This is a genomic window from Methylonatrum kenyense, from assembly GCF_023195885.1.
GTDB lineage: Bacteria > Pseudomonadota > Gammaproteobacteria > Nitrococcales > Aquisalimonadaceae > Methylonatrum > Methylonatrum kenyense.
The window spans coordinates 1-12,713 of record NZ_JALPKO010000002.1; the positions used below are offsets into that span (position 1 = coordinate 1).

The following is a 12,713-nucleotide window of genomic DNA, read 5'->3' on the forward strand; positions in this document are numbered from 1 at the left end:
GCTGTCCTCTCCTGCCAGTTATCCGATGGATGCACAGTCGCCCGGCGGGCCTGTTGCGTTCATAATAGTAATGCAACGTGAATGCCAAGAAACAAACCAGGCCTCGCACCACCGCCTGGAGCGGTCTGGCAGGCGGCGACCACTCCGGCCTGTCACCGACAAACACCATGTTGACGATGAATCTTGAGACAATGTGTTTCATTGACGGGACGCGCGGGACAAAGTGTCATACTTGGCCGCACTGCCGTGTTGACGGCATTGTTCCGGTAGACTGCGCATGCAGACGGGGCGCCGTGACGCGCCATCACGGCCTGCCGGCAGGCCCATCGACTCCCAAGGACTGATTACGGCGTGACTCAGCGACCACTGAAAATCGAAGACACCAAGACTCTGGCGAATCGGCACTCGCACCAGAACCGCAAGATGGAGTTGGAGCAATACATCGGCAGCGTGCTCCGTGGACGGCGCGTGAATCAGTCACTGACCATCGCCGAGGTGGCAGAACGGGCCGACCTGAGCCGGGGCATGGTCAGCAAGATAGAAAACGGCCAGGTTGCGACAAGCCTGGATTCACTGGCCCGCATTACCGCGGCGCTGGGCATGACCCTGTCACAGCTGTTCCGCGACTACGATTCCGCGGAAGCTGACGCGCAGCTGGTCAAGGCCGGTTCCGGACTGGAAGTGGTGCGGATGGGTACGAAACGTGGCCACACCTACCACTTGCTGGCGCATCACCGGGGCCACCATAAGAACTTCGAACCATTCCTGATCTCGATGGACGACGAGAGCGAGGCATTCCCGACCTTCCAGCACGAAGGCACCCAGTTGATTCACATACTTCAGGGCCGGATAGACTACCGCCACGGCAAGCGGGTTTACGAACTTGAGGAGGGGGACACCTTCACGTTTGACGCCCGCGTCCCGCATGGCCCGGAACGGCTGGTGCGGGTACCGATTCGCTTTCTGGCCATCACCATTTTCGGCAACGTTGATTAGTCCGACTCTGCCGGCAAGGCACGCACGACTTCCAGTACCGAATCACGCTCGGTAAACATGACAAAGCCACCGAACACGGCGAGGACCAGGCCAAGCAGAAAATTCCAGTCGGGCATCTGCAAGGTGAATGCAGCGACGAACAGGACCGTGAACACCGCATACAAATCGCCCACCGCCTGGCCGCGCCCCACGCCGATCAGCGGGAACGACCGGTACCAGGTCACCTGGCCGAATGCGAAACTGACGCCGGCAAGCAGCAACATTGCCACGGTGGTCGGCGTCGACAGGGCCTGGATGACCAGGCTCAGAACCGGGAAGTCGGTCAGCAGGATCACCAGCGGCAGTACCAGTACAAGCCAGTAGGCGGCTTCGGCGGTAAAGCGTATCGCCAGGCCTGCATCCGGGTCCGACACGTCCATGACCCGACCGGCAATGGCACCTTCCACACCCCAGCCAATCGCTGTCATCGCACCGCCAAGATAGCCCAGCCAGGCGCCGGTTCCGGTACCCGAGAACTCGGCCAGCAAACCGGGACCAAAGATCGTGATGCCGCCTGCAATGATGATGAAGATGCCGATGGCAGCTCGCAGCGTGATCTTCTCGTGATACCAGAGCCGGGCCAGCACGGCACCAACAATCGGATACATCAGTCCTGCCACCGCGGCGAAAACCGCACCGATGAAACCCATGGCCAGGAAGCCGCCGAAAAGCGCCATCGGTCCGCCGAAGAAGGCAGCCACCATGTACCAGGAACTGATTGACCGCACCTGGCGCACGGTCCGCCGGTAGTCCGGAATCTTGCCGAGTACGCCAAGCCACACGAAGGCGAACAACAGCATGGTCAAGGCATTCAGCGCGGCAATCACCGTCGCCGTGAGCAGGAACATCGACACGGTGCCCTCGCGCCCGCTGGAAAACGCCGGCTCGAACCAAAGGGCGGTGGCCGGGATATACCAGGCACCGGCCAGGACAGCCGACCAGAGCGCCCAGATGAACCCCCAGCGAATGCGGCCGGCGTGATAGCGGGACCTGGCACCCTGCAGGGCCGCGTCTTCGCCCGACGAGGCGCTCATTGCCAAGCCCTAAGGTTGCCCCGCAAGGCGGCCGCGCCATCAGCGAGAGGCGGAAGTGCTGCGATACTGAACCTCACAGGCGATACGCGAAGGTGCGTGCCTGATACAAGGCCAGGGCGCAGAGTAGTCCGATACTGATCACGGCAAGCCAGGGTGCCGCCGGGTAGGCCCAGAATTCGTTCATCGTTCCGTCTCCTTGCCTGGCATTCGCGTTCTGGCCAGACCGGTGTCCAGCAGCCGTTGGCGACCAAAGGCATTCAGGCGAAACCGGAACAGGATACGTCCGCGCCCGAAATGACCATCGTTGTCGATGGCCTCGTCGACACTCTCGATCACGCCGCTGGCATGCAGGTCCACCAGTGTCAGCCGGATCACGCCGCGCCAGTAATCCCCCGAAAGCGCGTAATGCCGTTCGGCCAGTCGGGCCAGTTGCCAGTCCCACAGGCCATGGTCACCGACCTCGTCGATCCGTTGCAGGAGCCAGCCCTTGATATGCAGGTGCGGCACGAAGCCCTCCATTCGCCACTCCGGCGACGCATCGTTCCCAATCATGCCATGCATGGCATGTGCCGACTTCTGGTGCAGAAGGCCGAATCGTACCCGCAAGGCAGATGCATACCGATTCGGACACGACGACCGCGAGCAGGTTGCTGTTTCTCTAAAGGCAAGGTTTTTGCACCACAGGAAGCCGTCGTCTCTTTTCTGCACGACAATCCGACTTGCAACAATGATCTGGAGGAGCACCGATGAGAAAAAACCACCCGATCCTTACTCGTGGTCGACAGGCCGCCCTGGGCGCGACGCTGCTGCTCGCCGGGACCGGCATCGTTCAGGCCGAATTCAGTGCCAACATTGGCGTGACCAGCAACTACATCTTTCGCGGCCTGACCCAGACCGACGACGGCGCGGCCGTCCAGGGCGGGCTGGACTATGGCCATGAATCGGGCGTCTATGTTGGCGCCTGGGCCTCGAATGTGGATTTCGAAATTGAAGGAAGCAATTTCACCGGTTATGAGCTGGACGGCTGGATCGGCTTTGCCGGCGCCTTCGAGCAGCTCAACTACGATCTCGGCTACATCTACTACGCCTATCCCGGCAGCCGCGACCTTAAGGACTCGGACTTCGGCGAGATCTACCTGAATCTGAACGTCGACATGCTGACTGTCGGCGTGTTCTACGTCACGAACGCGGAAAGTGAGGTGCGCGAGCAGTTCAAGGACGCGGTCTATTACTACGCCAATCTCGACGTACCGATCACGGAAGACTGGTCGGCAGGCGCCACGCTGGGCCGCCAGGACTTCCGCAGCAGCGCGCCCGAGGATGACTACACCCACTGGCAACTCGGCGTGACCCGGCACACCGATATCGGGGATTTCACGTTTGCCTACGATCAGACGGATCTGAGCGGCAACGACGGTGATGCGAAGGTCAGTGCGAGTTTCGTCATGACGTTCTGAGGAAGATCCGGGACTGCGATGGAACCCCTTCCATCGCAGTCTCCAACGCGCTGCCCGTCGCAACACTGCGACCCGTTGCAGCAAACCGTCCCACGACTGCGACGAGATCAGGTACCGGAGCGACGTTCCAGCACCTCAGTGACATCGCAGACAAAACCCTCAATGGCGATCACCGAACCGCGCGCGTCGTACACGCCGTTACCCCGGTCCCAGACCCATTTGACGCCGCCATCGGCACCGATGATGCGATAGGTGGAGGCGAACGGCTTTCGGGCCTGGACGCCCTGTTGTACTTCCTGCCAGACCCGCTCACGGTCCTCGGCGACGATCAGGTCCCCGTAGGCAACGGTTCGGCTTTGCACCAGTTCCGATGACAGGTAGCCGGTCAATTCGACACAGCCATCACTGACGAACTCGAACATCCAGTCCGGCTCATTGCGGCAACGATAAGCCATGCCCGGCAGGTTACTGAGTAGTCGGGCCAGGGCCTGCTGACTTGAACTGAGCGTGTCTTCGGTACGTTTCCGTGCGGTGATATCGGTGATGAACCCTTCCACGGCCACGATCCGGTTGTCGGCGCCATAGACCCCGACCCCCTGTTCCCAGACCCACTTCTCGGCACCGAGCGCAGTACGAATGCGGTAACTGACCCGAAACGGCCGGAATTCGCGCAGTGCCTGCTGGATGTCGTTCCAGACGCGGCCCCGATCCTCCGGGTGGATCAGCTCCAGATAGGAGATCTCGCGATCTTCGAGCAACTGGTCCTCGTCGTAGCCGGTCAACGAGCGACAACCGTCGCTGATGAAACGCATGGTCCAGCTTGGCGTGTTGTCCGACCGGTACAGCACGCTGGGCAGGTGACTCATCAACTCCTGCAGGCGATGGGCATGTTCAGTGGTTGCTTCGGTGACCAGTGCGCCATCCGGCAGGAGCATCCAGATCTGCGGCCAACGCCGCCCGGGCTCCAGGTTGCGCACCCGCAGCTCCAGGCGCACCCCCTGGCCGGCAGCGGACCGGCAGCGGACCAGCTTCCGGCTTCCACTGTCCGACAGCGAGGCTTCGGGATCGACCAGGGGCGCCGACTGCAGGGGCTCGAGAAGCTGATCCGGTTTCCGGCCCCGGATTTGCGCGGCCCGCACCCCGAGCAAGCGGCACGCCGTCTCGTTGCCGGCAAGAATCCCTTCCGGTCCCACCAGCAATGCCGCCCGCTCCGCCAGATCAAGCAGGGCCAACCGCGGATCCTGTCCGCCTTCAGTGGCTTGCTCACTACGCGCTCGTTTAACGGCCATCGCCCCGTCGACTCACTGTAAACACCCCAGCCGCATGCGTCCGCCGGCACATGGCCGTATCGGCAGCACGATGTCCTCCGGCCCAGGCAGTCTGACAAATCGGAAAACAATGCGATCCGCCAGGGAAACGCTGATTTATTCGCAGACCTGCGTTGAAGTCCGCTTTCTTTCCGAGACAAGGCGCGCTGCGCAGTACCGTAGTCGTCCTGCGGTCAAACAGCGCAGACACGGGATTAAACCAGCGTTTCCCTAAATGCCGGCAGCTGCTATTCAAAGTGTTGCCGCAATTCCTTGCTCACTTCAAACATGTCGCCGACGACGCCGTACCGTGCCACGTTGAAGATGCCGGCGTTGGCGTCCGAATTGACCGCAATGATGTTCTCCACGTGCTTCATCCCGGCAAGGTGCTGCACCGAACCGGATATCCCGAGGGCCAGATACAGCTTGCAACTGCTCGCCGTCTTGCCCGAGTATCCGACCTGACGCGCTTTCGGTAGCCAGCCTGCATCGGCAATCGGGCGCGAACAACCAAGCACCGCCTGCATCTGTTCGGCCAGTTCAGCGAACTCCTCGACGTTATCCTCTTCGCCAACGCCGCGTCCGATGGACAGGATGAACTCTGCGCCGGGAATATCCACGCCCCCCTCGCTGGGCGGATCGATGAACTCCAGGTGACGGCTGCGCGCCGCGGTTTCGGGGACCGACAATTCGGTCACCGTTGAATCGGCAGCCCCCTCGGCGGCCGGGAAGGCGCTGGGACGCAGGGCGAGAAGAACGCGATCCCGCCCGGGAAATTCCAGCAGGGCATGGGCCCGTTCGCCGTAGGCGCCGCGAACCGCGGTGACTTCACCAGCGTCCACCTGAATGGCGAACACATCGGTCGCGAACCCGGCGTCCGCTTGCACGGCGAGTGCCGCAGCATAGCCCCAACCATCAACGCTGTGCGGGGCAAGGATCAAGGAGGGATCTCGCTCGCTGACCGCCTGCATGGCGGCCGCCACGTGCAGGTCCGGCTGGAACTCGTCGGCCGTCACCGGCAGCAACAGCACCTCGTCCACCCCGTCCAGTCGGGCGCCCTCGGCGAGCGATGCCGGGTCGCGCGCAATGATTGCCACCGACACGGCACCGCCGACGTCGTTCTTGATCGCCCGCGCCGCGCCGATGAGTTCCTGCGTCACCGGACTCAGGACGCCGCGCCGTTGCTCTGCAATAACCAGAATTCCCTGTGCCATGACTAGCCTCCCATGACCTCTTTGACGATGGCTGCGATCCGCTCGGCCTGCTGTGCCGGCGTGCCCTCGATCATCTCCGCCTGCCCCTTTTCGGGCAGGTACATTTTGCGAACCCGCGCCCCGCAGGCCTGCTCGCCAACGTCCTGCGCCTCCAGGCCCAGGTCCTCCGGCGTCAGTTCCTCGACCGGAAGCGAACGCGCCTGCTTGATACCCCGTAGCGACGCATAGCGCGGCGTGTTGATGCCGAGCTGGATGGTCAGTACGGCCGGACAGTCGATTTCGAGACGCTGGCGCAAGCCCCCCTCGAGCTCACGCTCCACGGTGGCAGTCGCCGCCCCGGGCGAGTAATCCAGGGCAACCACCACCGCCGCATGCGGCCAGCCCATGAAGGTCGCCATGGCGACCCCGGTTGCCGAGAACCCCAGATCCGACGACTGCGTGCCGGCAAGCACCAGGTCAGGAGTCTCGCGCTGGGCAACGGCGGCAAGAACCCGGGCAATGACCACTGGGTCGGCGTCGCCAAGCTCGTCGTCCCAGACACGAATCGCCCGATCCGCCCCCTTGGCCAGACAGGTCCGCAGTGCATCCTCGGCGTCGTCATCGCCGACCGTCACGGCAACCACTTCGATACCGTCGTGGGACTCCTTCAACTGCAGCGCGGTCTCCAGCGAATAGTCATCCCATTCGTTCAATTGCAGGTCGACGAAGTCGGGATCGACATCGCGGCCGTCGTCGCGCAACTCGAAGTCGTCCTCGACGAGGGCCGCCTGCTTTACGGGTACAAGAATCTTCATGGTCATACTCTCCTTCCGGTCGGCGTCGCCGACGAAATCAATCAATGGCTGGCGGCCAGGGCCCCCAGCCGCTTCCACGCGATGAAGCGAATCCGCGGCTCGGGGTCGCCGGCCAGCGCCTCCAGGGTCGCGAGGGACAACGCGTCACGCTGCGACACGACAAAGCGGTTCAACGGATAGGGGTCTGTCGCCAGCGGTGCGAGTACCGCCGCAGAGGCGGCCGGGTTCTGGGCCACCGCACGCCGGACATCCCGGTCGTCGTGCATTGCCAGCCCAGCCAGCCGTTCCGCCGGGGTCGACGGGTTTGCGGCGACCGCACCGAGTACATCCACCTCCGTGTCGTCAGCCAGTCGCGCCAGAACCGACGGGTACAGGTCGGCGCGGCCGGCGGCTCCGGCCCGCACCCAGGGGTCGGCGTCCGCCGCGAGTCGCGCCAGCATGAACGCGGATGTTGCCGGATTGCGGCTCACTGCCCGGCGGACCTCGGCTGCCGCGGACTGGGCCAAGCGCTCCAGCATTTGTCGCGGGCAGCACGGATTGCGCGCCACCCAGCGCTGCAGCCAGGCACCCGGTTGCCGGGCGAGGCTGTCCAGCCAGGACGGGGGCAGATCCTGGCGCCGAGCCAGGGCGATCCGAACGCGTTGCGCCGGATCCGCCTGGAATCGGTGAAGCAACTCCACCGGCGTGGTTGGTGCTTCCGCCACGGCCGCCCGAACCCTTGCGTCGGAATCCCGGAGCAGGCGCCACCGGACCGGTTCGGGCAATGCCGGATGGCCAGCAGCGCGGCGTCGCCATAGCGCATGCGGGGCATGCGCTGCCGCCGCCAGCAATTGCCGCGGGCATGTTGCCGCACGCAGCAGTTCGGCCTGCACGTGCCGGTCACCACGCTCCCAGATCCTGGCAAGCAGCGCCGTGCTCAGATCGGCTCGCGCAGACAGCACGCGCAGCACCGGCATCTCCCCACGCCCGGCAAGCTCGAGGAGCAGGCCGTGTCCGGCCCCGGGATGACCCGCCGCAGCCACGCGCGTCGCCAGCCTGCCGTCCGCCACCAGGCCCGGAAGCGCATCCGTCGGTGTACGGACATGCGCCGCCAGCCGCGGACCCACATCGGGGTCGGCGCTACTGTTGTCGAGAAGCCGGGCGATGACCGGTGCCGGCGTTGCCGGGTTGCCGGCCAGGCGACGTTGAACGGCACTATCCTGCCAGCCTCCGAGCTCTTCCAGCAGGCAAGCCGGCGAGAAGCGCATGCCGGCGAACACCAGGCCGGTCGCCCGGTCAGGCAATGCCATTCGCAGCAGACGGTGATCGGCAAAATCCGGATGGGCCGCAAGCAGGCCGGCCGCAGCATAGGCATCCGGCCTTGCCAGCAGACGCCCGATCAGTGTCTGCGGTTCGACGGTTTCGCCGCCCATGACTGCCTTTCCGGATTCCAGCGCACGGTCCGCACCCATCTCAGGCCGCCTCCGTCGCTTGTTTATCCAATGCGAGTGCTTCGGCGACCAGTTCATTGAGCTCCTTGACCACGAACTGTCCCTCGTAGCCAGCCGTCTTCAGGGCATCCTCGAACATGGTCAGGTCCTTCGGGCAGGCGACCACGAACACTTCCAGACCCTCGATCCGTGCTGCCTCATGCATGCGGTTCTCGGCGGGCTTCTCCTTGCCCGGCGGATCCGCCATCCAGATACGGCCGCCACCGGCTCCGCAGCAGAAGGAGTTCTCGCCGGAACGCTCCATCTCCACCAGATCCAGGCCCAGTGCCTGCATCACGAAGCGGGGGGCATCGAAGCCGCGGTTGAACCGCCCCAGGTGGCAGGGATCGTGGTACGTCACGCGGTAACCGAGCTGTTTGGAGAACTGCAAGCGGCCCTGCTCGATCAACTGTTTCAGCAGCGAAGTGTAATGGTAGATCTGGTATTGACCGCCGAACTGCGGGTATTCGTTGCGGATGGTGTTCAGGGAGTGCGGATCGGTGGTGACCACGCGTTCGAATTCCGCCCCGTCCAGGCTGGCGATATTGTTCTCGGCCAGTAGCTCGTAGAGGCCTTCCTCGCCGACCCGGCGGACGTCGTTGCCGGCATTCTGCTCGGCGTCATAGAGGATGCCAAAGTCCACCCCAGCGTGCTCCAGGATCCGCGCGAAATCACGGGTCACCGACTGGTTGCGCGGATCGAACGAGGCGTAGTCGCCGACGAACCAGAGGAAATCCACCGGTTCCTTGCGCGCGTCCTTGACCGGAAAGTCCAGCTCATCGGCCCATTTTCCGCGCTTGCGCTTGGCCTCGCCGAAGGAATTGCCGCGCTTCTGGATCTTCTGCAGCGTGCCCTGGAGCATCGGATCCATCTCGCCCTGCTCCACCAGCCAGCGACGCATCTGCACGATGATCGGCACATGCTCGATTGCCACCGGACAGATCTCGACGCAGGCCATGCAGGTGCGGCACGACCACAGGGTCTCCGCCCGCACCTGGTTGACCCCGTCGCCGTGGACCACCAGGCCGTCGGCGTCGACGGTCCTGCCCTCGATCTGTTCATGCGCGAACTCGCGCAGAGTCAGGATCAGGTCGCGCGGCGACAGCGGCAGACCGGAGGCATTTGCCGGGCAGGCCTCATGACAGCGGCCGCACTTGGTACAGGCGTCCAGGTGCAGCAGGTGCTTGCGGCTGAAATCGGTGATCTTTCCGTAGCCGGCGTCCTCGCCGTCTTCCGGCAATTTCGGCAGGCGTTGCGCTGCCAGCGGATCACGCAGCATCAGGGAACCGCCGGCGGTGAAAATATGCTTGACCTTGGTGAACGGAATGACGGCAATGAAGGCCAGTGCCAGTACCCCGTGGAACCACCAGGTAGCCGTCCGCAGCACACCGGCGCCTTCGCTGCTCAGGCCCAGCCCCGACAGCATGTAGGCGATGCTGGTCCCGACCGGGGTCCACCAGCGGTAATCCCAGACCAGCGGATCGTCGATCAGCCACAGCTTGCGGCTGCCGTTCAGCAGAAAGCCGGTGATGCCGATGATCACCAGGGCCCATAGGAAGGCCCAGTCCTCGATCCGGTAACGGCTGCGGTCGGCGTCCGGCTCACCGGGCTCGCGGTCGGGGCGGCGGTAGTCCAGCTTGGGCGGCTTAATCCAGCCGCGGCGAACCATCATGTAGACGAGGCCGACGATCAGCGCCAGGCCGGCGAGGTCCAGCGTGAGCTGGAATAACAGGTAAAACTCGCCGTGCCAGAACGACAGGCCCAGTGGGCCGAGGATGTCGTAGTCGATGAAAATCAGTGACGTGCCGATGAAAAGCAGCGCGAAACCGAAGAAGATGGCGGCGTGAGCGCGTCCCGCCGCGGCGTCGCGACGACGCAGGGTGCGGTGGCTGAGCATGGTCACCACCAGGTCGCGGGTGCGTCGCGCCAGATCCGCCCAGGAGCCGTCGGCAACACCTCGGCGGTATTTGCGGATCTGCAGGTAGCAGCCCCAGGCGAATACACCCAGGGCGAGGAATCCGAATATGTAGAAAAGAACGATGCCGCCGGTAGAAAAGTTCTGGAACAGTTCCCGGGTCACGTCCGTCGATTCATGGGCCGGATTGATCATCTCGCTGCCTCGCCAGGGCCAAGCTCGGACCCTTTGTTCTACTGACTGGCAAAAGGCCGCTGCGGGAGGCCGACGGGCGGCATCCCGCAGCGGAACGGCTTACAACCGGTAGATCAGTTCGTGGCTCTGGCCCGGGATATAGGCGGCACCCCAGGCATGTACCTCGCGCTTGTAGGGTTGCGGGTACTGCGGGTTGGGGTCCTCGATTTCCCGTGCCAAGCGCTGGCCGGTGAAAGTGGCATCGGCAATCATGCGCGGTGCCTCGGCATCGCCGATCAGGTAGACGGCCTTGACGCCGTTGTCGTCCCATTCGTCCTTGCGGGCCTTCAGCTCCCGGAAAAGGCCATCCTCGGAATGGCGGCCGGTGACCAGGATCACGGTGTCGCACTCATGCCACTTGTGGGTGCGGTTTTCCTCGCGCGGGAGGTTGCCCGGCCCGCGGTACTGGCGCTTGTAGCCATCACCCCAGAGGTTGAACAACTCGACCCGGCCGGGCTCGATCCGCGAACAGGCATGATCACTGATCACCTCGATGCCCAGTTCGTGGATCAGTCGGTGCATGTTCGGCGCCTCCAGCGTGAAGTGCATGTAGGAGCCAAGATCGACCGCTGATGCCACGGTCACCTCATGACCCGCGCGCGCCAGCTTTTCCGCCAGGCTCGGAGCCATGAAGTAGGTGTCGTGATTGAGAATCATCACCCGCTTGCCGATCGGCTTTTCACCGGCGAAGACCTGCTCCGGCGTCAGGCAATGGGGCTGGCTGGCATCGGCACCCGGGATCGGCGCGTGGGACAGGTTGTTGGTGCCGTCGGTGTTCCAGGACGAGCCGGTGGCAATGACCACGCGCTCGGCACCGTACTGCAGCACGTCGTCGGCGGTCAGGCGCTTCTGGCCCAGGGCCAGTTGGCAATCCTTGTTGCGCTTGACCAGCTTCTGCAGCTGGGTTTCGCGGTAATCCCGGTGATAGCCCCATTCGGCCAGGCCCGGCAGCGTGATGACGTCGTTCACGTGACCACCGACCTTTTCGGCGCTGTCCACCACGTGCACCGTGTAGCCCCGCTCCATCAGCACACGGGCGCATTCGGCGCCGGACGGCCCGGCACCGACCACAAGCACCGTGTCGTCGGAACCGGCCGGCTCGAACTTCTCCGGGTGCCAACCACGGCGGTACTCCTCGCCGGCGGTGGCGTTCTGGGTGCAGATCATCGGCGGGCCGCCGATCTCCCAGCGCGAGATGCAGACATTGCAACCGATGCAGGTACGGATATCGTCGATCCGGCCCTCCTCGATCTTCTTCGGCAGGAACGGATCGGCAATCGACGGTCGCGCGGCACCGATGATGTCGATGATGCCGGAGTTGATGACTTCCACCATCTTCTCCGGATCGTAGAAACGACCGACACCCAGCACCGGCTTCTTCGTCGCCTGCTTGATGTACCGAATCCAGTCATTCTGGTGGCCGATGCTGTAGAAGCGGGAGGGACCGGCATCCTCGCCCCATTCGGCGATGTCACCGATGTTGACGTCCCAGAAGTCGACAAAGGGGTCGGCAAGCTCGATGAAGCGCATGCCGTCCTCTTCCACCTGCACGCCGTCCTCCCCGTAGAGGGTGTCCACGGCAAAACGCGCTGTGACGGCGCAGTCGGCGCCGACCGCCTTGCGCACCTTCTCCAGCGTCTCGACCCAGAAGCGGGCCCGGTTCTCGACGCTGCCGCCATAACCGTCGGTGCGCCGGTTGTAATACGGCGAGAGGAACTGCAGCGGCAGATAGGAATGGGAGCCGTAGACATAGACAATGTCGAAACCGGCGTCGCGGGCACGCAGTGCGGCATCCACGTAGTACTGCTGGACCATCTTGATGTCATCCAGGTCCATTTCCTTGCAGTAGGTCAGGGCTTCGAACTCGGAGGCATACTGGATCGGGCCGCGCGGGGTGGCGCGGCTCTCCATGCCTGGCGCATGCGCACCGCCGTACCACATCTCGATACCGGCGAGTGAGCCATGGGCATGCACCGCATCGGTCATTGCCCGCAGGTTGCGCACGTCACCTTCGTCCCAGATGCGGGCCGAGATGCGCATGGTGTCGTCCGACTCCGGGTGGATCGACGCGTACTCGGTATTCAACGCGCCCCAGCCGCCCTCGGCTTTCAGGCTGCGGTGGGCCATCTGGTAGCCCGGCCGGTCGGTGCCTGCTCCGATGCAGTGCGGCACCTGATAAAAACGGTTACGGATTGTCTTCGGTCCGAGTTGAACCGGTGTGAACAGAATGTCGTAGCGTGAATCGCGAGCCATC

At 63.8% G+C, this 12,713-nt stretch carries 10 protein-coding genes; 2 read left to right on the forward strand and 8 right to left on the reverse strand.

Annotated features, from left to right (window positions below):
• The first annotated feature begins 423 nt into the window (after positions 1-423).
• On the forward strand, positions 424-996 hold the full coding sequence (locus tag M0534_RS02170; protein WP_248567129.1) for a helix-turn-helix domain-containing protein: 573 nt from the start codon (positions 424-426) through the stop codon (positions 994-996).
• On the opposite strand, the gene M0534_RS02175 is transcribed toward M0534_RS02170, so the two are convergent.
• Together M0534_RS02175 and M0534_RS02180 are read right to left on the reverse strand one after the other, a co-directional pair.
• Entirely contained in the window at positions 993-2,069 is a 1,077-nt protein-coding gene (locus M0534_RS02175; protein ID WP_248566779.1) for a hypothetical protein, read from the reverse strand. The genes M0534_RS02170 and M0534_RS02175 overlap by 4 nt on opposite strands.
• Positions 2,070-2,249: 180 nt before the next feature.
• On the reverse strand, positions 2,250-2,588 hold the full coding sequence (locus M0534_RS02180) for a hypothetical protein (protein WP_248566780.1): 339 nt from the start codon (positions 2,586-2,588) through the stop codon (positions 2,250-2,252).
• Positions 2,589-2,815: 227 nt separating this feature from the next.
• Here M0534_RS02180 and M0534_RS02185 point away from each other — a divergent pair, with 227 nt between their 5' ends.
• Positions 2,816-3,526: a TorF family putative porin gene (locus tag M0534_RS02185; protein ID WP_248566781.1), complete on the forward strand. Its 711-nt coding sequence runs from the start codon at positions 2,816-2,818 to the stop codon at positions 3,524-3,526.
• A gap of 107 nt (positions 3,527-3,633) precedes the next feature.
• On the opposite strand, the gene M0534_RS02190 is transcribed toward M0534_RS02185, so the two are convergent.
• The 6 genes from M0534_RS02190 to M0534_RS02215 form a co-directional block, all read right to left on the reverse strand.
• Entirely contained in the window at positions 3,634-4,815 is a 1,182-nt protein-coding gene (locus M0534_RS02190) for a PAS domain-containing protein (protein WP_248566782.1), read from the reverse strand.
• Between the two features lie 266 nt (positions 4,816-5,081).
• On the reverse strand, positions 5,082-6,047 hold the full coding sequence (locus M0534_RS02195) for an electron transfer flavoprotein subunit alpha/FixB family protein (protein WP_248566783.1): 966 nt from the start codon (positions 6,045-6,047) through the stop codon (positions 5,082-5,084).
• Positions 6,048-6,049: 2 nt separating this feature from the next.
• Positions 6,050-6,841, reverse strand: coding sequence for an electron transfer flavoprotein subunit beta/FixA family protein (locus M0534_RS02200; RefSeq protein WP_248566784.1), 792 nt, complete (start codon positions 6,839-6,841; stop codon positions 6,050-6,052).
• A gap of 41 nt (positions 6,842-6,882) precedes the next feature.
• Positions 6,883-8,292, reverse strand: coding sequence for a hypothetical protein (locus tag M0534_RS13690; RefSeq protein ID WP_282571253.1), 1,410 nt, complete (start codon positions 8,290-8,292; stop codon positions 6,883-6,885).
• Between the two features lies 1 nt (position 8,293).
• Complete coding sequence (locus tag M0534_RS02210) at positions 8,294-10,420, reverse strand: heterodisulfide reductase-related iron-sulfur binding cluster (protein WP_248566785.1); 2,127 nt, start codon at positions 10,418-10,420, stop codon at positions 8,294-8,296.
• Positions 10,421-10,519: 99 nt separating this feature from the next.
• Positions 10,520-12,712, reverse strand: a complete 2,193-nt coding sequence (locus M0534_RS02215; protein WP_248566786.1) for an oxidoreductase — start codon at positions 12,710-12,712, stop codon at positions 10,520-10,522.
• Position 12,713 lies beyond the last annotated feature (1 nt).

What these genes read in the sequence shown, in the direction of transcription:
- M0534_RS02170 (WP_248567129.1), top strand. Translation starts at nt 424, where the DNA reads ATGGAGTTGGAGCAATACATCGGCAGCGTGCTCCGTGGACGGCGCGTG.
- M0534_RS02175 (WP_248566779.1), bottom strand. Translation starts at nt 2,069, where the DNA reads ATGAGCGCCTCGTCGGGCGAAGACGCGGCCCTGCAGGGTGCCAGGTCC.
- M0534_RS02180 (WP_248566780.1), bottom strand. Translation starts at nt 2,588, where the DNA reads ATGGAGGGCTTCGTGCCGCACCTGCATATCAAGGGCTGGCTCCTGCAA.
- M0534_RS02185 (WP_248566781.1), top strand. Translation starts at nt 2,816, where the DNA reads ATGAGAAAAAACCACCCGATCCTTACTCGTGGTCGACAGGCCGCCCTG.
- M0534_RS02190 (WP_248566782.1), bottom strand. Translation starts at nt 4,815, where the DNA reads ATGGCCGTTAAACGAGCGCGTAGTGAGCAAGCCACTGAAGGCGGACAG.
- M0534_RS02195 (WP_248566783.1), bottom strand. Translation starts at nt 6,047, where the DNA reads ATGGCACAGGGAATTCTGGTTATTGCAGAGCAACGGCGCGGCGTCCTG.
- M0534_RS02200 (WP_248566784.1), bottom strand. Translation starts at nt 6,841, where the DNA reads ATGAAGATTCTTGTACCCGTAAAGCAGGCGGCCCTCGTCGAGGACGAC.
- M0534_RS13690 (WP_282571253.1), bottom strand. Translation starts at nt 8,292, where the DNA reads ATGGGTGCGGACCGTGCGCTGGAATCCGGAAAGGCAGTCATGGGCGGC.
- M0534_RS02210 (WP_248566785.1), bottom strand. Translation starts at nt 10,420, where the DNA reads ATGATCAATCCGGCCCATGAATCGACGGACGTGACCCGGGAACTGTTC.
- M0534_RS02215 (WP_248566786.1), bottom strand. Translation starts at nt 12,712, where the DNA reads ATGGCTCGCGATTCACGCTACGACATTCTGTTCACACCGGTTCAACTC.